This window comes from Roseibium sp., assembly GCF_965233565.1.
Classification (GTDB): domain Bacteria; phylum Pseudomonadota; class Alphaproteobacteria; order Rhizobiales; family Stappiaceae; genus Roseibium.
The window spans coordinates 1,879,956-1,899,997 of record NZ_OZ247494.1; the positions used below are offsets into that span (position 1 = coordinate 1,879,956).

A 20,042-nucleotide genomic window follows, 5' to 3' on the forward strand; every position below is an offset into this window, starting at 1 on the left:
TAGCCATGATGGTGTGGAAATCGATCTGGGCCAGCACTTTTCTGTTCCTTTCCCTTCCTACCGCAGCGCAGGAGTTTGCCGCTGATGTCCCCGAGAGCGTAACCACGCCGGATGTGGTTGAGACCTATTCGCTCGGGACGCTGGAATTCTTTGACGGCATGCCCAGTCCGGAAACGGTCCAGAAAGCTTACGACAACCTCGACCTCATTCGTGCCACGACCGTCTTTCTCGACGGAATTCCAATAGCGGCCATGGAGGGGATGTTTCGCGGACTTCTGTCAACAGGGGTCAATACGAACGAGATCCTTGTTACAGAGGATCTTTTCGATGCCCGCGGCATCTGGCTGACGCCAAATACCACGACCATCTACGTTACCAGCGTGGTTGACACGACGGCGGGACCCATTGTGCTCGAAATCCCACCGGGATTCCTGGCACTGATGGACAACGCTGCCTTTCTCTATGTCACCGATTTTGGTGCATTGGGCCCGGACAAAGGCGAAGGCGGTAAGTACCTCTTGCTGCCGCCGGAATATGACGGCGAGGTTCCAGAGGGATACTTCGTGGTAAAATCCCCTACCTACTACAACTGGTTTCTCGGGCGCCTGACACCCGACCCAGCCGAAGGCCCCGCGCCGGTGGTCGCTGCACTGAAGGAGAAGATGAATATCTATCCCCTTAGCGAAGCTGGCAATCCTCCGGCCGAGACGTTCTTCAATCTGAGCGGGGTGAAGCACAACACCGTCCATGCAAACAACATCGAGTTTTACAACGAGATGAACGGAGCGGTGCAGCGGGAACCTGAAGGTGTTTTTGGACCCGAGATGACCGGTGCCTTGGCTGCGATCGGCATCAAAAAAGGCGCCCCCTTCGCGCCCGGCGAACGCATGACGCGGATCCTTACCGAGGCAGCGGCCATCGCGAACGCAACAGCCCGCTCGATCACTTATGCCGGGCGGGATCCGGGTATTTACTTTTATGAGGACCGCCAATGGAACTCGCCCTTCCAGAGGCAAAGTCATGTGTTTCTCGAAGACGGTGCACGAGTGCTGGATGACCGGACCTATTTCCACTACATGGCGACCGGCATCACACCGGCAATGACGGCGCCGCCGGTTGGGTCGGGGTCGGTCTATGCGATGACCGCACGGGACATCAACGGCGATTACCTCGACGGTTCGAAGACCTATAGCGTAACGCTGCCAGGCCCCGTTCCAGCGGCGAACTTCTGGTCCTTCATGATGTACAGCGGCCAGACCCGTTCGATCTTGGAGACAGACATGAGATCCGGCGGCATCGATTCCAACCGCGAGGGAATCAAGGCGAATGATGACGGTGGCTATACGATCTATGTTGGCCCCGAAGCGCCGAAAGGGCTTGAGAGCAACTGGGTCCAGACCATACCTGGTAAGAGCTTCAACATGATGCTCCGTCTTTACGGCCCCCTCGACCCATGGTTCGATAAATCCTGGAAGCCTGGCGATTTCGTACTTGTTGAATGAGTGGATGTTGGTCCGGGAGACACGCAAACTGCATTCACGGACGCAGATTGGGGGGATCAATGAAAAATGTGAGCGTGGCTGCGTAAATTTCAAAACACGCCCCAAATCCGGACGTTCGTTCAAACCGCAGCGAACGACCGTTTCACGCCCCTTTTTGAATTTTCGTTCGCCGTGCAACGAACGGCGGCCTCAGAACAAGGTAGAGCGCCTTCGAACGCCCAATTTGCGGACGCAAAGTACAAGATTTCCGTTCATTCCACCGCAAAGCCGGGGAAGTCGCAGTTTCATGGTTGGTTCAGTTTTCTGAATCATGTCCGAACCCTGAAAGGTCCCTTGAAGGGGAGCGTCACAACCCAAGTGATCGAGGCGCTCGGCGTCATCAAGGCCGTTGGACTGCGCATCAGGGCCTGGCTGGGTCTCGCTTCAGGCATCGGCCTCGCCGGCTCCACCCATGGATCAAACTCAGCGAACGAGAAAAAAGCGCCCGGGATCCCCGGGCGTTTTTTTGTTTACAGAGAATATCGGCCCGTCATTCCGGAGGGTCTGCAGCGTCGTTGCAGTTGTCCGGAAAGACGCGAAGAGAGCGATCGAAAAGCAGCCCATCCCAAACCTTCCGGTTGCTGCTACAGCTGTCGTGCCGCGCTAACGATCTCAAAGTTTTATTCATCAAATTCAACAGCTTCGCCTCTTCCCACCGGCGCACCCTCATAAAAGTCCTCCTTTGGCCAGAACTCAAAAACACATGGCCAGCTGTCAAAAGATCGGCGCTCCGTTTGCGCCCATATTCGCCCTGTCAACAACGACGGGCTGCCCTTTTGGGGGGCGGCAATCACACCAAAGGAGCCGTGAAATGAAAGCCAAAGCACTCACCCTGGCCGCCGTGGCCTTTTCCATCGCCTATGTCGGCGACGTCGACATGTCCGCTTTTCAGGCAGGTGGCTCGAGCCCCTTCCAGATCAGCTCGGCCGAAGCCCAGACCGCCTCTCAGAACGCGGCTAGGCGCACATCCCGCCGGACCTCGCGCCGTGTGAACCGACGCCATGAAGCGGCGGAAAACGCATACGAGAACAGCTCGGACACCCAGTAAGCAGCCCTCTCAAAATCAACCAACACTGAAACAACCGGCCGCCGGATGATCTTGCAAGACGCGGCCACATTTTGAACGGAGAAACCTCATGACCCTCAAAGCCCTCACCCTCGCAGCCGCCGCCTTCTCCATTGGCTATGTCGGCGACATCAACCCGCAGGCCCTGCAGTCCGGCAGCCCGCTTTCTTTCAAGGTCAGTGACGCCAGTGCACAGACGGCTTCCCAGAACGCCGCGCGCCGCACGGCCCGCCGGACGTCGCGCCGCGTCAACCGCCGTCACAACATCTCGGGCTGCACCCCCTACAACGCCTATTACAATTGCGGCGGCGTCTACTATCAGGCGGTCACGGAAAACGGCACGACGGTCTATGTTGTCGTCAATCCCTAAAGGCGAAACATTCAAATCCCAACTGATCTGCAGGAACCGCAAGGCGTAGTTCCTGCAGCAGTTCGTTTAAGGCCTCGATCAATTCCGGGAAACCGTAACCGTTTCAAACAAATGCCTCGCCGCCGCCCGCACCGCCGGCACCGTGCCCTTGAGAATTGAAATCCTGTCAAAGACGTCCGGTCTTTCCGCCAGGTCCTGCCGCAACGCCTTGCCGAAGGTCTGGCGCAGCTCGGTGCCGAAGTTGAACTTGCAGATACGCGTTTCCGTGGCCAGCCGAATACGGTCGGCCTCCGGGATCCCGCTGCCGCCATGAAGCACCAGCGGTTTCCTCGTCACCGTCTCGATGGCGCTGAGCGCCTCAAAGTCGATCCCGTCTGTCGGTTCGGTCTGCAGGTGCACGTTGCCGACGGAGATCGCAATGGCATCGGCCCCGCTCTCCCGGTCAAACAGGGCAACCTCTTCCGGATCGGTGAAGCGCGACGCGGCCCCGGCGGCATAGCCGACATAGCCAACCTCCCCTTCAACCGAAACGCCTGCCGGATGGGCAACCTCGACAAGGCCCGATGTCAGGGCGACATTTTCAGAAATCGGCAGTTTGGAGCCATCGAACATCAGCGAGGTAAAGCCGTGATCGATCCCTTCCAGGCATTCCTCGACGGTGTATCCGTGATCGAGATGAACGACGACCGGCACCGAAGCCTGGTCGGCCAGATGCCGCAGCATCCTGCCGATCACAGGAACCGGCGTATGGGCCCTGCAGCCCGGGCCCGCCTGGAGAATGACCGGGCAGCCGACCTCTTCGGCAGCCTCCACATAGGCCAAGGCGTCTTCCCAGCCGAGCACGACAAGCCCGGCCAGCGCGTGCCCTTCCTCGGACGCTGTCCTGAGCAGCTCCGTCAGATTGACCGCTGTCATTTGAACTTGGCGATCATGTCTTTGATGCCAGGAATGGTCTCGATCTGCCAGGCGTGATCAGGCTGGAAATACTGGACCAGCGATCGCTGCGACAGGCCGCCCAGGATCGTGAAATAATACATTTCATAGCCCGGAGCGACGACACAGGGGTGATAGCCCTTGTCCAGGACGATCGTCGACCCGTCGACAATGTGGTAGGCGTCGCCCACCTTGCCGTCTTCCCGCTGCACGAGCTGCATACCGAACCCCTTGTTGGGGCGGAAGCGGAAATTGTAGGTCTCGTCGTGGCGGGATTCTTCGGGGATCCGGTCGGTGTCGTGCTTGTGCGGCGGGAACCCGGACCAGCCGCCCTGCCCCACCGTGAACAGTTCCGACACCAGGAGCCGGCCGACCTTGTCGTGATATTTCGTCCCGAGAATGTGCTTGATCTTGCGATGGGTCTTGGTGTCGTCGGAGCCATATTGCACGAGATCGATCGCTTCCGCGCGCACATCGAAGGGCTCCAGAACCTTGTCGTATTTCGCACCGGCAATGAAGACTTCGGCCGCATCGCTCACGCAGACAAGCTGTGCCTTTGCCCCGGACGGCACATAGGCACCCTCCGGCTCCCCATCCCAGACATCGACACCGCGCAAGCCGAGCGCCGGAAATTCAACGCCTTCGACGGAAACGTCAACGCTGCCGGTGGCCGGCACGATGGCGGTCTCGTAACCGGGAACGGCATATTCGAAGGCCTGTCCCCTGGTCAGCTTGACGATGTTGAAATAGTTCAGCGGAACGCGCGCATCCTCCACATCGATGATGGCCTTGTTCGCATTTTCAAACGGTGGAATATGCATGGCGGTCTCCTCAAGATTGCGGGGCGCTGTGAGCGTTCAAAAAGGTTTCAAGATCTGATGGCGTCGGCATGGCCGGTGCGCAGCCGAAGGTCGACACCACCATCGCGGCAGCCGCCGACCCGCGCCGCACCGCTTCGCGCATGGAATGTCCCGCCGCGAGCGATGCAAGCAGCAACGCCATGAAAGCGTCGCCCGCCCCCATCGGCTTGATCGCAGTCACCGGAAAAATGCCCGTCTCGAAGGTTTCCGTCTCGGAAAACACCACCGAGCCCTTCTCGCCCATCTTGTAAACGATGGTCATGTCCTCACGGCCGAGCTGTTCCGCCAGAACGCGGCCCGCCTCATGGGTGCCATCGGCAACCACGGCAAATTCGTCGTCATTGCCGACAACGAGATCAGCGGCTTCGATGGCGGCCCGATAGGTTTCGGCGGCCTCGAGACTGCTGGGCCAGGAATAGGGCCGGTAATCAAGATCAAGGACAACATAGCCGCCGGCCGCCCGGGCATGCTCCATCGCTCTCAGCGTTGCCTGACGAGACGGATGAGCGGCGAGCGCCGTTCCGGTAACGACCAGCGCGTCGAAATCTTCGAAGTCGACTTCGGCGACCTGTGCCTCATCCATCAGAAGGTCGGACGCGTTGTTCCGGTAAAGCGTGTTCTGCGTGTCCTCAATGCGGGTCTCCGTAATTGCCAGAGACGTGCGCGACCCGTCGACAAGTAACTTCACGTGACTTGTATCAACGCCATAGGCCTCCAGCTCACGCCGCACGAAACGGCCGACGCTGTCGTCCGAGACACAGGTCAGCATGCTGACGGCAAGGCCCTGCCGCGCAAGCCCGGCGGCAATGTTGCCCGAAGAGCCGCCAAGTGCCGTTGCGAAGTGGCTCGCGGTTTCCGCGGTCGCACCGGGTGGATGCGCATAAAGATCCATCCCGGCACGTCCGAGAACCAGAAAGCGGGACCGCGATGTCAGGCCGGCCGGCATGTCAGACGCCTTTTCGCTGGGCAGAACGCCCGGCTTCCCAGTCCTCATGCGCCTGCTTGACGCGTGGACTGTTGGAGACCTCCGGCGTGCCGACTTCCCACCAGGAATGACCCTCCTGTGTCCAGCCTTCGAAGGCATCGACCTTCATCGAAATCACATAGGTCCGGTCCGACTGTTTTGCCCGGCCAAACGCCTCTTTCAGGCCCTCGATCGAATAGACAGTCTCCGCATTGGCTCCCATGGACCGGGCGTGCGCCTCGAAGTCCACGGCAAATGGCTCGACCGCCAGGCGGCAATCGGCAATCAGGTTGTTGTAGGACTCGTTGCCCGTGTTGTTCTGCAGCTTGTTGATGACGGCAAAACCGCCATTGTCGCAGACCACGATGATCATCTTCGCGCCTGACAGGACCGAAGAATAGATGTCGGAGTTCATCAGGAGATAGGATCCGTCGCCGACAAAGACGATCGTGTCCTTGTCCGCGTGATCTTCCTGGTGGCCAAGCCGTGCGCCCCAGCCCCCCGAGATCTCATACCCCATGCAGGAAAAGCCGAATTCAACGTCCACCGAGCCAAGCGACTTTGTCCGCCAGTTCGCCGTGACCTCCGCAGGCAGGCCGCCGGCCGCCGCAACCACTCTGTCGTCCGGATCGCAGACCTCGTTCACGGCCCCGATCACCTGGGCATAGGACATCGGCCTGTTGCTGCCGTCGCCTGCTGTCGGCGAAATATTGTCATCGACATAGGCATTCCAGGCAGCGCGTTCCGAGGCGGCTTTCTCGCGCCAGGACGCGGTGGCCGTCAGACCATCAAGCGCATCGGAAAGGAGCGGCAGGGACAGTTTGGCGTCTCCCACCACCGGCTGCGCCATGTGCTTGCCCGCGTCATGGCGACCGACATTCAGCGCAACGATGCGGGCTTCGGGTGCAAAGACGGTCCAGGATCCGGTGGTAAAGTCCTGAAGCCGTGTACCGACCGCCAGAACGACATCTGCTTCGCCCGCCAGGGCATTGGCCGAATTGGAGCCGGTCACGCCAATCGGACCGCAATTGAGCTCATCGGAAAAAACCAGATTGGCCCGTCCGGCGATGGTTTCCACGACCGGGATCTGGTGTTTGTGGGCAAAGGCGTTCAGCTCCTCGGTCGCCAGCGAGTATTGCACCCCGCCGCCGGCAATGATCAGCGGCCGCTCCGCCCCTTTCAGCATTTGAGCGGCTGCGGCCAGTTCCCGTTCGTCCGGTGTTTGGCGGCGCAGGTGATGGACCTTCGGTTCGAAGAAGGCTTCCGGATAGTCATACGCCCAACCCTGAACGTCCTGCGGCAGGCCAAGGAAAACAGGCCCGCAATCGGCCGGGTCGATCAGCGTGCTGATCGCTGCCGGTAGAGACTGCAGCAGCTGCGCCGGATGCGTGATCCGGTCCCAGTAGCGCGAAACGCTCTTGAAGGCGTCATTTACGGAGAGTCCCGGATTGCCCGGGTGCTCCACCTGTTGCAACACCGGATCCGGCAGACGGGTGACAAAGGCATCACCGGCCAGCATCAGGAGCGGCAAACGGTTGGTATGAGCAATGCCGGCCGAAGTCAGCATGTTGGTCGTTCCAGGCCCGGCAGACGAGGTTGCGAACATGAAGCGGCGACGCAACTGCTGCTTGGCGTAGCCGACGGCGGCCATCGCCATGGACTGCTCGTTCTGACCGCGCCAGAGCGGCAGAGCGTCGCGGTTTTCGTAAAGTGCCTCGCCGAGACAGGTCACGTTGCCATGACCGAAGATGCCGAACCCACCGGCGCACAAGCGCACCCGTTCGCCCTTCACGTCGACATATTGTGCAGCCAGATAGCGGACAAGCGCCTGAGCCATCGTCAGGCGAAGCGTCTTTGCGGCCATGAGCCTCTATTCCTCCCGGAAAACAAATTTATATGGCTTCTGGAGCCCTTGACTGGGCAAGCTAATGGGTGTTTATGCTTTTTGCAAGCGGTTGCAAAAAATGGATCAAAACGGGATGGAAACACGCAAACTTGGCGTCGGCATTGTCGGCGGTGGCTACATGGGCAAGGCCCATGCTGTCGCCATGCAGGCTGTCGGCGCGGTCTTCGATACGAAGCTGCGCCCCTCCCTGGAGATGGTCTGCACGACCACGCCGGAAGGCGCCATTCGAAAGGCCGCGGAACTGGGCTTCAAGTCCTCCACGGCCAACTGGCGGGACCTCGTTCGCAATCCGGATGTGGAAGCCATTGTGATTGCCTCACCGCAAAAGACGCATCTGGACATTGCCACCGCCGCCTTTGAGCTCGGCAAGCCGGTCTTTTGCGAAAAACCGCTTGGCCGCGACCTCACCGACAGCCGGGCCATGACCCGTGCCGCAGAGGCTGCGGGCTGCATCAACATGGTCGGTTTCAACTACATCCGGACACCGGCCTCACAGCTCGCCCGGGAGATCATCGAGGCCGGTGAGATCGGCGAGATCAGCTATATTCGCGGCGAACACACGGAAGATTTCTTTGCAGATCCGTTGATTCCCGCGACCTGGCGCACACAGGGCCGCGCCAACGGCACGATGGGGGATCTCTCACCGCATATCATCAATGCCTCCCAGGCTCTGGCCGGCCCGATGGAGCGGGTGCTTGCGGAAATTGAAACGGTGGTGAAAGAACGCCCGGATGCCAACGGACAGATGCAGACCGTCACCAATGACGATCACGCCCAGATCATGTGCCGCTTCCAGTCCGGCGCGCTCGGCTCGTTCTATGTCAGCCGCACCGCGTTTGGCCGCAAGATGGGCTATGCCTACGAGATATTCGGCACCAAGGGCGCCATCCGCTTCGACCAGGAAGACCAGAACGCGCTCTGGCTCTACGAAGGCGGACAACCCGTGGCGCGCGAGGGGTTCAAGAAAATCCTGACCGGCCCGCACCATCCGGACTACGTCAATTTCTGCCTCGGACCTGGCCATGGCACCGGCTACCAGGACCAGATCATCATCGAAGCCAAAGATTTCCTGACGGCGATCGAGACGGGCGAAAATCTCTGGCCGACCTTTGCGGACGGCCTTTATGTCAACCAGGTCGTCGAAGCGGCCTGGCAATCCAACGACAGCAAGAGCTGGATCGACCTGCAAAACGTCTAGACGGCCCACCGTCCGGACCTTCTCTGGAAAACGAACATGACCATCAAGATTGGCAACGCGCCCTGCTCCTGGGGCGTCGAATTTGCGGACGACCCGCGCAACCCCGCCTGGCAGACCGTGCTCGACCAATGCCGGGACGCAGGCTATCGCGGCATCGAACTGGGCCCGGTCGGCTTCATGCCGGAAGACCCTTCTGAGCTAGGCGATGCCCTGGCTGCACGCAGCCTGGAACTGATCGGCGGCGTTGTCTTCCGCCCGTTTCACGATCCGGCCAAGTGGGACGACGTCAAGGACGGTGCCGTGCGCACCTGCGCCGCGCTCAAGGCCCATGGCGCGGAACACCTGGTGCTGATCGATTCCATCTCGCCGAGGCGCGCCCCCACCGCCGGACGTCCGGAGGAAGCGGAAAAGATGAGCGAGGCGGAATGGACCGTCTTCCGGGACCGGATCCGCGACATTGCGAAGATGGCACGGGACGACTATGGCCTGAAAGCTGCCATCCATCCTCATGCCGCCGGTTTCATGGATTTTGAGGACGAGGTCGAGCGGTTGCTGGCCGAGGTCGACGAGAGCATCCTCAAGATCTGCCTCGACACCGGCCACAGCCTTTACGCGGGTTTTGACCCGGTCGCCTTCATGGACCGGCATATGGAGCGGATTTCCTACATGCATTTCAAGGATATCGACCCGCAAGTCCGCGCCAGTGTCGTTGCCAACCGCACCGATTTCTACGAGGCCTGCGGCGACGGCATCTTCTGCAATCTCGGCAGGGGCGCCGTGGATTTTCCGGCCGTGAAAGCCCGGCTTGAGACCGCAGGTTTTTCCGGCTGGTGTACGGTGGAACAGGATTGCGATCCGGAAATGGCGCAGTCCCCGCTCGACGACGCCAGGGAAAACCGTTCCTATCTGCACTCCATCGGCTTTGAGGCATCAGCATGAGCAAATTGAACTGGGGCATGATCGGTGGCGGGCGCGGCTCGCAGATCGGCCCGACCCATCGCATCAGCGCCGGCCTGGACGGCCACTTCCGCCTTGCCGCCGGTGCTCTCGACGCCGACGCGGAACGGGGCAAGGACTATGCGATCGAACTGGGCATTGCCCCGGATCGCGCCTATGGCAACTGGCAGGACATGCTGGCAGGTGAACGTGATCGCGACGACAGGCTGGATCTGGTGACAGTCGCGACCCCCAACGCCACGCATTATGAAATCACCCGTGCTTTTCTGGAGGCCGGCTTTGACGTCCTGTGTGAAAAACCGCTGACCATGACGGCCGCCGAGGCGGAAGAGATCGTTGTGATCATGCGCGATACCGGCAAGGTCTGTGCAGTCAATTACGGCTACAGCGGCTACCCGCTGGTCCGCCAGATGCGCGCCATGATCACCGGCGGCGAGCTTGGCAAGATCAGGCTGATCAAGGCGGAGTTCGCCCACGGGTTTCATGCCGATGCCGAAGAAGCCGACAACCCGCGCGTTCGCTGGCGCTACGACCCGGCACAGGCCGGTGCGTCAGCGGTGTTCGCAGATGCCGGCATCCATGCCTTCCACATGGCCTGTTTTGTGTCCGGGCAGGCACCTGCAGCGCTGTCCGCGCATTTCGCCTCTCTCGTGGGTGACCGGCAGCTGGAAGACGATGCGATGATCAACATCCGCCTGTCGGACGGCGCCCTGTGCCGTCTGTGGACAAGCGCGATTGCCGTTGGACGCATGCACGGCCTGACCTTGCAGGTCTTTGGCGAGAAGGGCGGCCTCTCCTGGCAGCAGCAGCATCCGGAGCAGCTGCTCTGGACACCGCTGAACGGCCGCACGCAGACGCTGGAACGCGGCGACGGCGACCTGTCGCCCGCCGCGGCCCGCGCCTCCCGCATACCGATCGGTCACGCCGAAGGCATGCCGGTGGCCTTTGCCAATATCTATCATGATCTTGCCGATGTTCTGAGGGCGCGCAAGGCGGGCACGGCTCCGGATCCTCTCGCACTCGACTTCCCGACTGCGGAAGATGGTCTCTGGTCGATGCGTGCAATTGAGGCAGCGGCCAGTTCGGCCAAATCGGACGGTCGCTGGACCACCCTCTAGCACCCAATACTCAAGTCAAAATTCTTCAATCGGTGGCCGGGCGCAAGGATCCGCGCTCGACCACCGAACAGGGAAACAGCCGGATTTCAGGGCTGCGGGACGGGTTCTCCACCATGCCCACCACCAGCTCGACCGCGCTCATGATGATGTCCCGGATCGGCTGCCTTATGGTCGTCAGGGCATAGGCGTCCCATCCCGCCATCGCGATATCGTTGAAGCCGAGAAAGCCGATATCCTCCGGGATGCGTTTACCGTCGGCACGTGCGGCATCCATTGCCCCCATGCAGATCAGATCATCGCCGCAGAAGATTGCCTCGACATCGTCCTCTGCCAGTACGGTTGCCATGGCCTCCCGTCCGGCCCGGTAGGTGTAATTCTCTGCGTAGCGAATGGACGTGACATCAAGACCGAGTTGGGACGACCGGCGCTCAAATCCGGTGACCCTGTCCTGGGTCGATGTCGCGGTTTCCGGACCGCCCAGCAGTGCCACCTTGCGGTATCCGCGCCCATAAAAGGTCTCGGCGGCCATGGCGCCGCAATTCTCGTTGTCGATCCCGACCACGTGCACCTGCGCATTGGCCTGATACTTGCCGAACGTATGGATCACGGGGATACCTGCTGTCTGGAAGGCGCCGGCAAAGCTGGTCGGCAAGGTCGAAGTCGCTACAATCACGCCATCGACATTGTACTGCCGCAGCAATTCGACAAATTCCTTGGGCGACGTCTCGTCCGACAGGTTGACCAGAAGCGGCCGCAGCCCCCGCTCCTGCAGCTCACTGGTGAAGAGATCGAACACATCCAGAAAGGCCGGGTTCTGGAAATTGTTGGCGACTAGTCCGATCAGCTTGGTGCGATTGGTGGCCAGGCTGCGGGCGATCAGCGACGGCCGGTATCCAAGCGCCTTGGCAGCCTTCTCCACCTTCTCCCGGGTGCGCGCGGAGACGCTTGCCCCATCTGTGAAGGTTCTCGACACGGCCGACCGGGACACACCCGCAAGCTCCGCAACTTCCTTTAATGTGACAGCCAAGTTTTCTTTCCAGCCACTGACATCCTTTCGCCCGAAACTACACGAACGTCTTTTGACGTCAAATTTTTTGCAACCGGTTGCAATTAACGCGACGTTGTGTTTGTCTGGAGGAAGGCACGGCTCACCGGCAGGATACGCCGGAACAGGTGCCAGGTTATTTGGGAGGAATTCATGAAGAAGACACTTATCGCGATGGCGGCAGCAGCCGTTGCGTTCACCGGCCTGACGGCTCCTGCGCTTGCGGACGGCGAGCGTTTCGTCCTTGTCAGCCACGCGCCCGACAGCGACAGCTGGTGGAACACAATCAAGAACGGACTGGCGCTTGCCGGCGAACAGGTTGGCGCCGAAGTCGAGTATCGCAACCCGCCGACAGGCGACATTGCCGACATGGCCCGCATCATCGAGCAGACCGCCGCCTCCAATCCGGACGGCATCATCACCACACTGGCCGATCCGGACGTCCTCTCCGGCCCGATCCAGAACGCGGTTGCCAAGGGCATTCCTGTGATCATCATCAATTCCGGCACCCCGGAACAGGCCGCCGATGTCGGCGCGCTGATGTATGTGGGTCAGCCGGAATATGACGCAGGTCTTGCCGCCGGTCAGCGCGCCAAGCGCGACGGCGTCGGCTCCTTCCTGTGTGTGAACCACGTCGTCTCCAACCCTGTGGTTGGCGAGCGCTGCCGCGGATTTGCCGACGGTCTCGGCGTTGAACTCGGCGACAGCATGATCGACAGCGGCCAGGATCCGGCCGAAATCAAGAACAAGGTGAAAGCCTATCTGGCCGCCAATCCGGACACCGAAGCCGTCCTGACACTCGGCCCGACTTCCGCAGACCCGACCATCGGCGCACTGCAGGAAATCGGCAAGGCCGGCGACATCTATTTCGGCACCTTTGACCTCGGAACCGAGATCGTGAAAGGCATCAAGGACGGCACCATCCAGTGGGGCATCGACCAGCAGCCGTTCCTGCAGGCCTACCTGCCGGTGATCGTTCTGGCCAACTACCAGCGCTTCGGTGTGCTGCCGGGCAACAACATCAACTCCGGACCGGGCTTCATCACCAAGGACGCCCTGGCCAAGGTTGAGGAATACGCGGGCGAATACCGCTAATCCCGAACCAATCGGTCTTATCTCCCCTCGAACCTTGGAGAGGCGGCTCGCTGCCTCTCCTTTTTTGAAACGACCCGCGCTCCTTTGGGCAGATGCCCGCGGTCGAGCGCCCCTATCCGGAACACACCAAGCGGCCGGGCCGCAGCAGTCAAGGCGGCCGGCTGACCGGACCGCAGGAGGAACCTCATGTCTGAGACACAGACGCCATCAGCGCCAGATCCGGCCGCGCCCGAAAAGGACGAACGCGTCCGCGAGATGTCGGCGCTCCGCAAGGCGTTGATCCGACCCGAACTCGGTGCCATCTGCGGCACCATCCTGGTCTTCATGTTCTTCGTCGCCATTGCCCGCGACAGCGGCATGTTCGCCCCCGAAGGCATCATCAACTGGGGCACCGTCGCCGCCCAGTTCGCCATCATCGCCGTCGGCGCCTGTCTCCTCATGATAGCCGGCGAGTTCGACCTCTCCGTCGGTTCCATGATCGGCTTTTCCGGCATCGTCATTGCCCTCATCTCCGTGCAATGGGGATACCCCGTCTGGTTCGCCATCGTCGTCGCCTTCCTCCTGGCGCTCACCATCGGCGCCCTCAACGGCTATCTCGTCATCAAGACCGGCCTGCCCTCCTTCATCGTCACCCTCGCCTTTCTCTACATCCTGCGCGGCCTGACCATCTTCACCGCCATCGCCACCACCCGCAAAACCATCATCGGCGGCGTCAAGGATGCTGCCGAGGGCGATCCCATCGCCTGGCTCTTCGGCGGCAAGGTCTTCAACGGCCTCTTTGTCTGGCTCGCCGATCTGGGCGTCGTCGGCAAGTTCGTGGCCGGTCCCAAGGCCGGTCAGCCCGTGGTCGAGGGCATTCCCATGCTCATGATCTGGGCCATCATCCTGATCGTCTTCGGCCACTTCCTCCTGACCCGCACCCGCTTCGGCAACTGGATCTTCGCCTCCGGCGGCGATGCCCAGGCCGCCCGCTATGTCGGCGTTCCGGTCAACCGGGTGAAGGTTCTGATGTTCATGTTCTCTGCCTTCTGCGCCACCGTCTTCGCCACCTGCCAGGTGATGGAATTCGGATCGGCGGCTGCCGACCGCGGTCTTCTGAAGGAGTTTGAGGCGATCATCTCCGTGGTCATTGGCGGGGCGCTTCTGACCGGAGGCTACGGCTCGGTCATCGGGGCCGCCCTCGGCGCTCTCGTCTTCGGCGTCGTCCAGCAGGGCCTGTTCTTTGCCGGGGTGGAAAGCTCGCTCTTCCGCGTCTTCCTCGGTGTGATCCTGCTGCTCGCCGTGATCCTCAACACCTACATTCGCCGCATGATCACGGGAGAACGCTGAGATGCCTGATACCAACACTCCTGCATTGATCGAACTCGTCGATATCGAGAAGCACTTCGGTCCGGTGATCGCGCTCAACGGCGTCACCGTGTCCGTCAAGCCGGGCGAATGCCACTGCCTTCTGGGCGACAACGGCGCCGGCAAGTCCACCTTCATCAAGACCATGTCCGGCGTTCACAAGCCGACGAAAGGCAAGATCCTGATCGAGGGCAAGGAGGTCAACTTCTCCAGCCCGCGCGATGCCATGAATGCCGGCATTGCCACCGTCTATCAGGATCTGGCCATGATCCCGCTGATGTCGGTGACGCGGAACTTCTGGATGGGGCGCGAGCCGCAGAAGAGCTTCGGCCCGTTCAAGTTCTTCGACTTTGCCAGGGCCAACGAGGTCACCATGAGCGAGATGGCCAGGATGGGCATTCATCTGCGCTCGCCCGACCAGGCGGTCGGCACGCTGTCGGGCGGCGAGCGCCAGACGGTGGCCATCTCCCGCGCGGTCTATTTCGGGGCCAAGGTGCTGATCCTCGACGAGCCGACCTCTGCCCTTGGCGTCCGCCAGACCTCAAACGTCCTGGCGACCGTCGACAAGGTGCGCAAGAAGGGCATCGGCGTGGTCTTCATCACCCACAATGTCCGCCATGCCATGGCTGTCGGCGACCGTTTCACCGTGCTAAACCGCGGCAAGACCCTCGGCACCGCCACCCGCGGCGAGATCAAGGCAGAGGAACTCCAGGACCTCATGGCCGGCGGACAGGAACTCGCAGAACTCGAAGGCTCCCTCGGCGGGACAATCTGACGGGACAGTCTGATCCGGGCCCAAAGGCCCCGCGCTGGTCAAGAGATCAAGCGCGGGGCAATCAGCGCATTCACGTCAATCACGTCCATTCCCGCACGCCCGGCTGCTTCCAGTCCCTGGCGGCTGTCCTCGAAAACGAGACAGGTCCCTGCGGGTGTCTTCAGACGGGCCGCGGCCTCCAGAAACAGATCCGGCGCGGGTTTGGCGTGGGCTACATCCTCGATCGTCACCACACAGTCAAACAGAGGCAACAGGCCCGCCGCTTCCAGCGAGGGCACAACGATTGCCTTCGGACCACCTGAGGCAACAGCCATCGGTTTCTGCCCGGCATGCGCCCGTGCAACGGCGGCAACGTCGACAATTTCCTGCACCTCTTCGATCTGCGCTAGAACGGCCTGCCGCATGGCCCGAACAACAGCGGCCCGATCCAGCCTGACGTCGAACTCCGCTTCGAATTCATCCAGCAGAACATGTTCCGACATGCCGGCGCGGTGGTGATACCAGTCCGGGTCCATCTCCTGACCGACTGTGCGAAACGCCATCTGCCATCCCGCCGCATAGAGCTCGGGGGTGCGCAGCAGAGTTCCATCGCAGTCAAAGATGAGGGCGCGGGCAGCGCCAACGCGGGTGTCCAGGTCGTGCACGTGGCAGTCTTTCAGTTGGATGGCGGCAAATGCGCGCGATTGCGAAAAGGCCTCAAGATTTTTTGCTCAGGGATCCAGTCCGAGGCTCGTCTGACGCCTGATGAGCTCGACCTCGTAGCGTTTCGTGTCCGGCGGCCGCTTGCCGTCGACTATCCAGGCCAGCATCGCCTCCGCCGCATGGGTGCCGAAACGTTTGGAATCGCACCGGACAGAACTCAGACGCGGATAGACGAGAGAACTTTCCTCAATGTCATCAAAGCCGACGATCCTGATATCCTCGCCAACCCGCACGCCGGCCTCCGCCAGACCGGACATCAGACCGAGCGCCACAAGGTCGCTGAAGCAGACGACGGCTTCGAGATCCGGATGCTCCTGTTTTATCCGGAAAGCAATATCCCGGCCGAAGGCGCGCGACGGGCGGCCATGAAAGATCTGGACCGGCCGGGTATTCGCCGCCATCACCGCCCGGTAGCCCGACATGCGCTCGTTGGTGATGGCACGATCCTGGAGGCCACCGACAAAGGCGATCTTGCGGCAGCCCTGGTCAAGCAGGTGTTTGGTCGCCAGCTCTCCGCCCGATGCATAGTTGTGAGAGGCAAACGGGAAGAGGTCGGTCCGGTCATCCAGCTGCCGCAGGACCTGCATCGTTGGAATGCCTGCACGCGCGATCCGGTCGAAGGCCCCGGCATCCTCTCCATAAGCCGGTGAAATCACGAAAGCCGAGACCCCGTGTTCGATCATGGAGTCGATCACCTGGGACTGGATCTCCGGGTCTTCATCGGTGTTGGCAATGACCGTGGAATAGCCCTTGCGCGCAAATTCCATCTGGGCGCTGGCGGCAAACTCGGTGAAGAACGGGTTGCGCAGATCGTTGATGATGAGCCCGATCAGGCCGGAGGCCGCCCCGCGCAGGCCTGCCGCGGAGCGGTTATAGACATAGTCGAGCGCTTCCATCGCTTCGGTGACCTGGTCACGGGTCTGCTGCTTGACCAGCGAGGAATTCTGCAGGACCAGCGACACGGTGGATTTCGACACCCCCGCCTTTTTGGCCACATCCAGTATGGTCGGTCGTTTGCCCATTCCCTCTTCCCGCAGTGCCTAGTCCACTCCGTGGAGCTTCAGCAGCAGCTTCATCCGTTCAACCGCGATCTCCGGCTTTGACAACACCCGGGCCTGATCCGCAAGCCGAAAAACCTCCGCATAATGCGTGATCTCGCGCGCCGACTGGAACCCGGCCGGCATGATGAAGTGGCTTTGCGCGCCGTTCAGCCAGGCCAGGAAGGCAATGCCTGCCTTGTAGAACTGTGTCGGTGCCTTGAAGATCTCGCGGCTGAGCGGAACCGTCGGTGCGAACAGGCCATGGTAGGTCTCAAGGTCGTCTTTTGCCAGGGCTTCAAGGGCCTGGCTGGCGGCAGGGGCAATCGCCGCAAAGGCGCCCAGCAGCGCATGGGAATAGTGTTCGCCGTCGCCTGCAATCAGGTCGGCATAGTTGAAATCGTCGCCGGTATAGAGCCGGACACCCTCCGGCAGCCGGGCCCGGAATTGCTCCTCGTAGGACTGGTTGAGCAGCGAGATCTTGATGCCGTCGACCTTGTCCTTGTGGGCCATGATGATGTCGAGCACCGCGTCGGACGCCGTCGCGAAATCCGGCGCGCCCCAATAGCCTGTCAGTGCCGGATCGAACATGTCGCCCAGCCAGTGCAGCACCACCGGAGCCGCGGCCTGTTCCAGGAGCTCGCCATAGACGAAGGCGTAGTCATCAACGCCCGCGCTGATCGCCGGAAAGGCACGCGATGCCATCAGGATCACCTGCCCGCCGGCCGCCTCGACCGCTTCCATCTGTTCGGTATAGGCCGCAAGAATGTCGGCCGTTGTCTTCAGCTCGGACAGCGGCTTCTGATCGGTTCCCGCTCCGCAGGCAACCCGGGGCTTGAGCGGGTGGGCCCTGGCGTCCCGCATGGTCCGCTCGATAAGCTCCTTTGCCGTCGGCCAGTCGACCCCCATGCCCCGCTGTGCGGTGTCCATGGCTTCGGCAAGACCCAGACCCTGATCGAAGAGCCAGTTGCGGAATTTCAGCGTGTTGTCCCAGTCGACGGCCGGCGAACCGATCCACGGGTCGCGTTCGGCCAGCGGATCGGAGACCACATGCGCCGCCGCAAAGGCCGTGCGTGTCAAAGGCACTTTCGGTGCACGCGGGATCAATGGCTCGCCGGTCAGCTGATAGGGCACCAGCTTTTTGTCATAGGTCGGAAGGGTCAGCATCGGATGCTCCAGAATTGACGATCGGCCCTGTCAGGCAGCCTGGCCAGGAAGGCTGGTCAGGCAACAACGGGGATATCGAGGACAAGAATGCCGTCGAGACCACCGATGGCGTTGTCGACGAGCTTGCCGCCAAGCGCCTTGTGGTCCGGATGGGTCTGGTAACGCTCCAGGGCGTCCCAGTCTTCGAAGTCGACGACGAAGCCGTGCATGTAGCCGCGTTCGATCTTTTCCGGGCTTTCGCTTCGCCCGGAGGTAATGTCCCGGATCCCGGAGACCTGCTTTTCGATATCCCGCAGCTCTGCAAAGAGACCCGAGATTGTGTCCTCGGACACGTCCGGCTTGAATTTGATGAGAACGATGTGACGGATCATGGTCAGGCCTTCAGGTCTTCGCGGATCATGTCGGAGGCTTTTTCGCCGATCATGATTGCCGCGGCATTGGTGTTGGAGGAAATCACGTTCGGCATGATGGACGCGTCGACGACACGCAGGTTGTCGATGCCGTTGAACTTCAGACGCGGATCGACGACGGCACCGTCATCGACCCCCATGCGGCACGTGCCGGCCGGATGGTGAGAGGTCTTGGAGTGTTCGCAGATGAAGTTGAAATAGTCCTCATCTGTCTTCAGGTCCGGGCCCGGCAGGCGCTCGGCCTTGATGAAGGGTTTCAGCGGCGCCTGCGCCATGATCTCCTGCGTCAGCTTGAGCCCCCGGATCGACATCTCCCGGTCCCTCGGATCTTCAAGGTAGTTCGGATTGATCAGAGGTTCGGCCGACGGATCGCTGCTCCGGAGCCGCACCGTGCCGCGCGAGCGCGGACGCAGGTAGCAGGAATTGAGGGTCACGCCGCCATCGGGCATCGCGGCAACACCGGACTCAATCCCGGTTCCAAGCCCCAGATGAAACTGAAGATCCGGCGAGCGGGCTTCGGGATCCGCATACCAGAAGCCACCGGTCTCAAAGAGACTGGAAGAAACCGGTCCCCGGCGCGTGAAGAGATACTGAAGACCGGCCACCACCGACATGTGCGGCTTGGCATAACGGTCATAGGTGTGAGGGCCGCTGACCTCGCAGATGCAGTAGAGATCAAGGTGATCCTGCAGGTTCGCACCGACATTCGGCTGGTCGAGCACAATGTCGATGCCGAGCGCGCTCAAGTCGTCTGCCGGGCCGATGCCCGAGAGCTGCAGCAGTCTTGGCGACCCGATCGCGCCGGAAGACAGGATCACTTCCGATGTTGCCGTCAGCTTCTGACCGTCAACCAGCTCCACCCCGGTCGCCTTGCCATTCTCGACCAGGATCCGGCGCACGTTTGCACCCGTCTGGACCGTCAGGTTCGGGCGGTTCCGGTTCGGCGCCAGGTAAGCCATGGCCGCGGACGAACGGCGGGCATTGCGCTGGGTCAGCTGGTAATAGGCGACACCATCCTGTTTCTCGCCGGTCACGTCCTCATTTTTGGGAATCCCGAGCGCGGCCGCCGCCTCGAAATAGGCGTCGCAGATCGGCAGCGGCGCACAGGGTTTGGAAACGCCAAGCGGACCGCCCTGACCGTGATAGCGGTTGTCGTAGGTGTCGTTGTCCTCGGCCTTGCGATAATAGGGCAGCACGTCCTCGTAGCCCCAGCCCTCGCAGCCGAGTTGACGCCATTCGTCATAGTCGAGCGCGTTGCCACGGGTATAGATCTGGGCATTGATCGCCGACCCGCCGCCAATCACCTTGGCCTGGGTATAGCGGAAGACCCTGTCCTTCATGTGCTTTTGCGGCACCGTGTGCCAGCCCCAGGAACCGATGCCCTTGGTCATTTTCGCAAAGCCGGCCGGCAGGTGATAAAACGGATGCCAGTCTCGTCCGCCCGCTTCCAGCAGAAGCACGCTGATGTCCGGGTTCTCGGTCAGCCGCGCCGCCACGACGGAGCCTGCACTGCCGCCACCGATGATGATGAAGTCAAAACCAGTATCCATA

19 protein-coding genes are annotated in these 20,042 nt (G+C 61.3%); 9 read left to right on the forward strand and 10 right to left on the reverse strand.

Annotated features, from left to right (window positions below):
* Window positions 1-5 precede the first annotated feature (5 nt).
* From ACO6TG_RS08755 to ACO6TG_RS08765, 3 genes are all read left to right on the forward strand, one after another.
* Entirely contained in the window at window positions 6-1,502 is a 1,497-nt protein-coding gene (locus ACO6TG_RS08755) for a DUF1254 domain-containing protein (protein ID WP_422377819.1), read from the forward strand.
* An 850-nt stretch (window positions 1,503-2,352) separates the two neighbouring features.
* On the forward strand, window positions 2,353-2,589 hold the full coding sequence (locus ACO6TG_RS08760; protein WP_422377820.1) for a hypothetical protein: 237 nt from the start codon (window positions 2,353-2,355) through the stop codon (window positions 2,587-2,589).
* 88 nt (window positions 2,590-2,677) lie between these two features.
* Entirely contained in the window at window positions 2,678-2,977 is a 300-nt protein-coding gene (locus ACO6TG_RS08765; RefSeq protein ID WP_422377821.1) for a hypothetical protein, read from the forward strand.
* 78 nt (window positions 2,978-3,055) lie between these two features.
* On the opposite strand, the gene ACO6TG_RS08770 is transcribed toward ACO6TG_RS08765, so the two are convergent.
* Genes ACO6TG_RS08770 through iolD form a run of 4 tightly spaced genes read right to left on the reverse strand, consistent with a single transcriptional unit; the run spans window position 3,056 to window position 7,598 of the window.
* Window positions 3,056-3,892 carry a class II fructose-bisphosphate aldolase gene (locus ACO6TG_RS08770; RefSeq protein ID WP_422377822.1) on the reverse strand — a complete coding sequence of 279 codons (837 nt, stop codon included), beginning with the start codon at window positions 3,890-3,892 and terminating at the stop codon, window positions 3,056-3,058.
* Window positions 3,889-4,731 (reverse strand): 5-deoxy-glucuronate isomerase, encoded by an 843-nt coding sequence (locus tag ACO6TG_RS08775; RefSeq protein WP_422377823.1) that lies wholly within the window; start codon window positions 4,729-4,731, stop codon window positions 3,889-3,891. The genes ACO6TG_RS08770 and ACO6TG_RS08775 overlap by 4 nt, the downstream gene beginning before the upstream one ends.
* A 10-nt stretch (window positions 4,732-4,741) precedes the next feature.
* A complete protein-coding gene (gene iolC / locus ACO6TG_RS08780; protein ID WP_422377824.1) occupies window positions 4,742-5,764 on the reverse strand; it encodes a 5-dehydro-2-deoxygluconokinase in 1,023 nt (340 codons plus the stop codon).
* Complete coding sequence (gene iolD / locus ACO6TG_RS08785) at window positions 5,718-7,598, reverse strand: 3D-(3,5/4)-trihydroxycyclohexane-1,2-dione acylhydrolase (decyclizing) (protein WP_422377825.1); 1,881 nt, start codon at window positions 7,596-7,598, stop codon at window positions 5,718-5,720. The genes iolC and iolD overlap by 47 nt, the downstream gene beginning before the upstream one ends.
* A gap of 115 nt (window positions 7,599-7,713) precedes the next feature.
* Between iolD and ACO6TG_RS08790 the strand changes: the two genes are divergently transcribed.
* From ACO6TG_RS08790 to ACO6TG_RS08800, 3 genes are read left to right on the forward strand one after another with little or no spacing between them, the layout of a single operon-like run.
* Complete coding sequence (locus ACO6TG_RS08790; RefSeq protein WP_422377826.1) at window positions 7,714-8,838, forward strand: Gfo/Idh/MocA family protein; 1,125 nt, start codon at window positions 7,714-7,716, stop codon at window positions 8,836-8,838.
* 36 nt (window positions 8,839-8,874) lie between these two features.
* Complete coding sequence (locus tag ACO6TG_RS08795; RefSeq protein ID WP_422377827.1) at window positions 8,875-9,777, forward strand: TIM barrel protein; 903 nt, start codon at window positions 8,875-8,877, stop codon at window positions 9,775-9,777.
* Window positions 9,774-10,913, forward strand: coding sequence for a Gfo/Idh/MocA family protein (locus ACO6TG_RS08800; RefSeq protein ID WP_422377828.1), 1,140 nt, complete (start codon window positions 9,774-9,776; stop codon window positions 10,911-10,913). The genes ACO6TG_RS08795 and ACO6TG_RS08800 overlap by 4 nt, the downstream gene beginning before the upstream one ends.
* 25 nt (window positions 10,914-10,938) lie before the next feature.
* On the opposite strand, the gene ACO6TG_RS08805 is transcribed toward ACO6TG_RS08800, so the two are convergent.
* Window positions 10,939-11,940 (reverse strand): LacI family DNA-binding transcriptional regulator, encoded by a 1,002-nt coding sequence (locus tag ACO6TG_RS08805; protein WP_422377829.1) that lies wholly within the window; start codon window positions 11,938-11,940, stop codon window positions 10,939-10,941.
* A 171-nt stretch (window positions 11,941-12,111) separates the two neighbouring features.
* On the opposite strand from ACO6TG_RS08805, the gene ACO6TG_RS08810 reads away from it, so the two are divergent.
* From ACO6TG_RS08810 to ACO6TG_RS08820, 3 genes are all read left to right on the forward strand, one after another.
* Window positions 12,112-13,053, forward strand: a complete 942-nt coding sequence (locus tag ACO6TG_RS08810) for a sugar ABC transporter substrate-binding protein (protein ID WP_094074730.1) — start codon at window positions 12,112-12,114, stop codon at window positions 13,051-13,053.
* A 186-nt stretch (window positions 13,054-13,239) separates the two neighbouring features.
* Window positions 13,240-14,382, forward strand: a complete 1,143-nt coding sequence (locus ACO6TG_RS08815) for an ABC transporter permease (RefSeq protein WP_422377830.1) — start codon at window positions 13,240-13,242, stop codon at window positions 14,380-14,382.
* A 1-nt stretch (window position 14,383) separates the two neighbouring features.
* On the forward strand, window positions 14,384-15,175 hold the full coding sequence (locus ACO6TG_RS08820) for an ATP-binding cassette domain-containing protein (RefSeq protein WP_422377831.1): 792 nt from the start codon (window positions 14,384-14,386) through the stop codon (window positions 15,173-15,175).
* Between the two features lie 38 nt (window positions 15,176-15,213).
* Here the strand turns inward: ACO6TG_RS08820 and ACO6TG_RS08825 are convergent, their stop codons facing one another.
* The 5 genes from ACO6TG_RS08825 to ACO6TG_RS08845 all read right to left on the reverse strand — a co-directional run bounded on the left by ACO6TG_RS08825 (window position 15,214) and on the right by ACO6TG_RS08845 (window position 20,041).
* The gene (locus ACO6TG_RS08825; protein WP_422377832.1) at window positions 15,214-15,819 is read right to left on the reverse strand and encodes an HAD family hydrolase; all 606 of its coding nucleotides are present in this window, start codon (window positions 15,817-15,819) and stop codon (window positions 15,214-15,216) included.
* Between the two features lie 66 nt (window positions 15,820-15,885).
* Complete coding sequence (locus ACO6TG_RS08830) at window positions 15,886-16,899, reverse strand: LacI family DNA-binding transcriptional regulator (RefSeq protein WP_422377833.1); 1,014 nt, start codon at window positions 16,897-16,899, stop codon at window positions 15,886-15,888.
* An 18-nt stretch (window positions 16,900-16,917) separates the two neighbouring features.
* The gene (locus ACO6TG_RS08835; RefSeq protein ID WP_422377834.1) at window positions 16,918-18,081 is read right to left on the reverse strand and encodes a dihydrodipicolinate synthase family protein; all 1,164 of its coding nucleotides are present in this window, start codon (window positions 18,079-18,081) and stop codon (window positions 16,918-16,920) included.
* Window positions 18,082-18,137: 56 nt separating this feature from the next.
* Complete coding sequence (locus ACO6TG_RS08840; protein WP_422377835.1) at window positions 18,138-18,452, reverse strand: Dabb family protein; 315 nt, start codon at window positions 18,450-18,452, stop codon at window positions 18,138-18,140.
* Between the two features lie 2 nt (window positions 18,453-18,454).
* The gene (locus tag ACO6TG_RS08845; RefSeq protein ID WP_422377836.1) at window positions 18,455-20,041 is read right to left on the reverse strand and encodes a GMC family oxidoreductase; all 1,587 of its coding nucleotides are present in this window, start codon (window positions 20,039-20,041) and stop codon (window positions 18,455-18,457) included.
* Window position 20,042 lies beyond the last annotated feature (1 nt).

Excerpts from the sequence above, each read along its gene's own strand:
- ACO6TG_RS08755 (WP_422377819.1), top strand. The coding sequence starts at position 6 with ATGATGGTGTGGAAATCGATCTGGGCCAGCACTTTTCTGTTCCTTTCC.
- ACO6TG_RS08760 (WP_422377820.1), top strand. The coding sequence starts at position 2,353 with ATGAAAGCCAAAGCACTCACCCTGGCCGCCGTGGCCTTTTCCATCGCC.
- ACO6TG_RS08765 (WP_422377821.1), top strand. The coding sequence starts at position 2,678 with ATGACCCTCAAAGCCCTCACCCTCGCAGCCGCCGCCTTCTCCATTGGC.
- ACO6TG_RS08770 (WP_422377822.1), bottom strand. The coding sequence starts at position 3,892 with ATGACAGCGGTCAATCTGACGGAGCTGCTCAGGACAGCGTCCGAGGAA.
- ACO6TG_RS08775 (WP_422377823.1), bottom strand. The coding sequence starts at position 4,731 with ATGCATATTCCACCGTTTGAAAATGCGAACAAGGCCATCATCGATGTG.
- iolC (WP_422377824.1), bottom strand. The coding sequence starts at position 5,764 with ATGAGGACTGGGAAGCCGGGCGTTCTGCCCAGCGAAAAGGCGTCTGAC.
- iolD (WP_422377825.1), bottom strand. The coding sequence starts at position 7,598 with ATGGCCGCAAAGACGCTTCGCCTGACGATGGCTCAGGCGCTTGTCCGC.
- ACO6TG_RS08790 (WP_422377826.1), top strand. The coding sequence starts at position 7,714 with ATGGAAACACGCAAACTTGGCGTCGGCATTGTCGGCGGTGGCTACATG.
- ACO6TG_RS08795 (WP_422377827.1), top strand. The coding sequence starts at position 8,875 with ATGACCATCAAGATTGGCAACGCGCCCTGCTCCTGGGGCGTCGAATTT.
- ACO6TG_RS08800 (WP_422377828.1), top strand. The coding sequence starts at position 9,774 with ATGAGCAAATTGAACTGGGGCATGATCGGTGGCGGGCGCGGCTCGCAG.
- ACO6TG_RS08810 (WP_094074730.1), top strand. The coding sequence starts at position 12,112 with ATGAAGAAGACACTTATCGCGATGGCGGCAGCAGCCGTTGCGTTCACC.
- ACO6TG_RS08815 (WP_422377830.1), top strand. The coding sequence starts at position 13,240 with ATGTCTGAGACACAGACGCCATCAGCGCCAGATCCGGCCGCGCCCGAA.
- ACO6TG_RS08820 (WP_422377831.1), top strand. The coding sequence starts at position 14,384 with ATGCCTGATACCAACACTCCTGCATTGATCGAACTCGTCGATATCGAG.
- ACO6TG_RS08830 (WP_422377833.1), bottom strand. The coding sequence starts at position 16,899 with ATGGGCAAACGACCGACCATACTGGATGTGGCCAAAAAGGCGGGGGTG.
- ACO6TG_RS08835 (WP_422377834.1), bottom strand. The coding sequence starts at position 18,081 with ATGCTGACCCTTCCGACCTATGACAAAAAGCTGGTGCCCTATCAGCTG.
- ACO6TG_RS08840 (WP_422377835.1), bottom strand. The coding sequence starts at position 18,452 with ATGATCCGTCACATCGTTCTCATCAAATTCAAGCCGGACGTGTCCGAG.
- ACO6TG_RS08845 (WP_422377836.1), bottom strand. The coding sequence starts at position 20,041 with ATGGATACTGGTTTTGACTTCATCATCATCGGTGGCGGCAGTGCAGGC.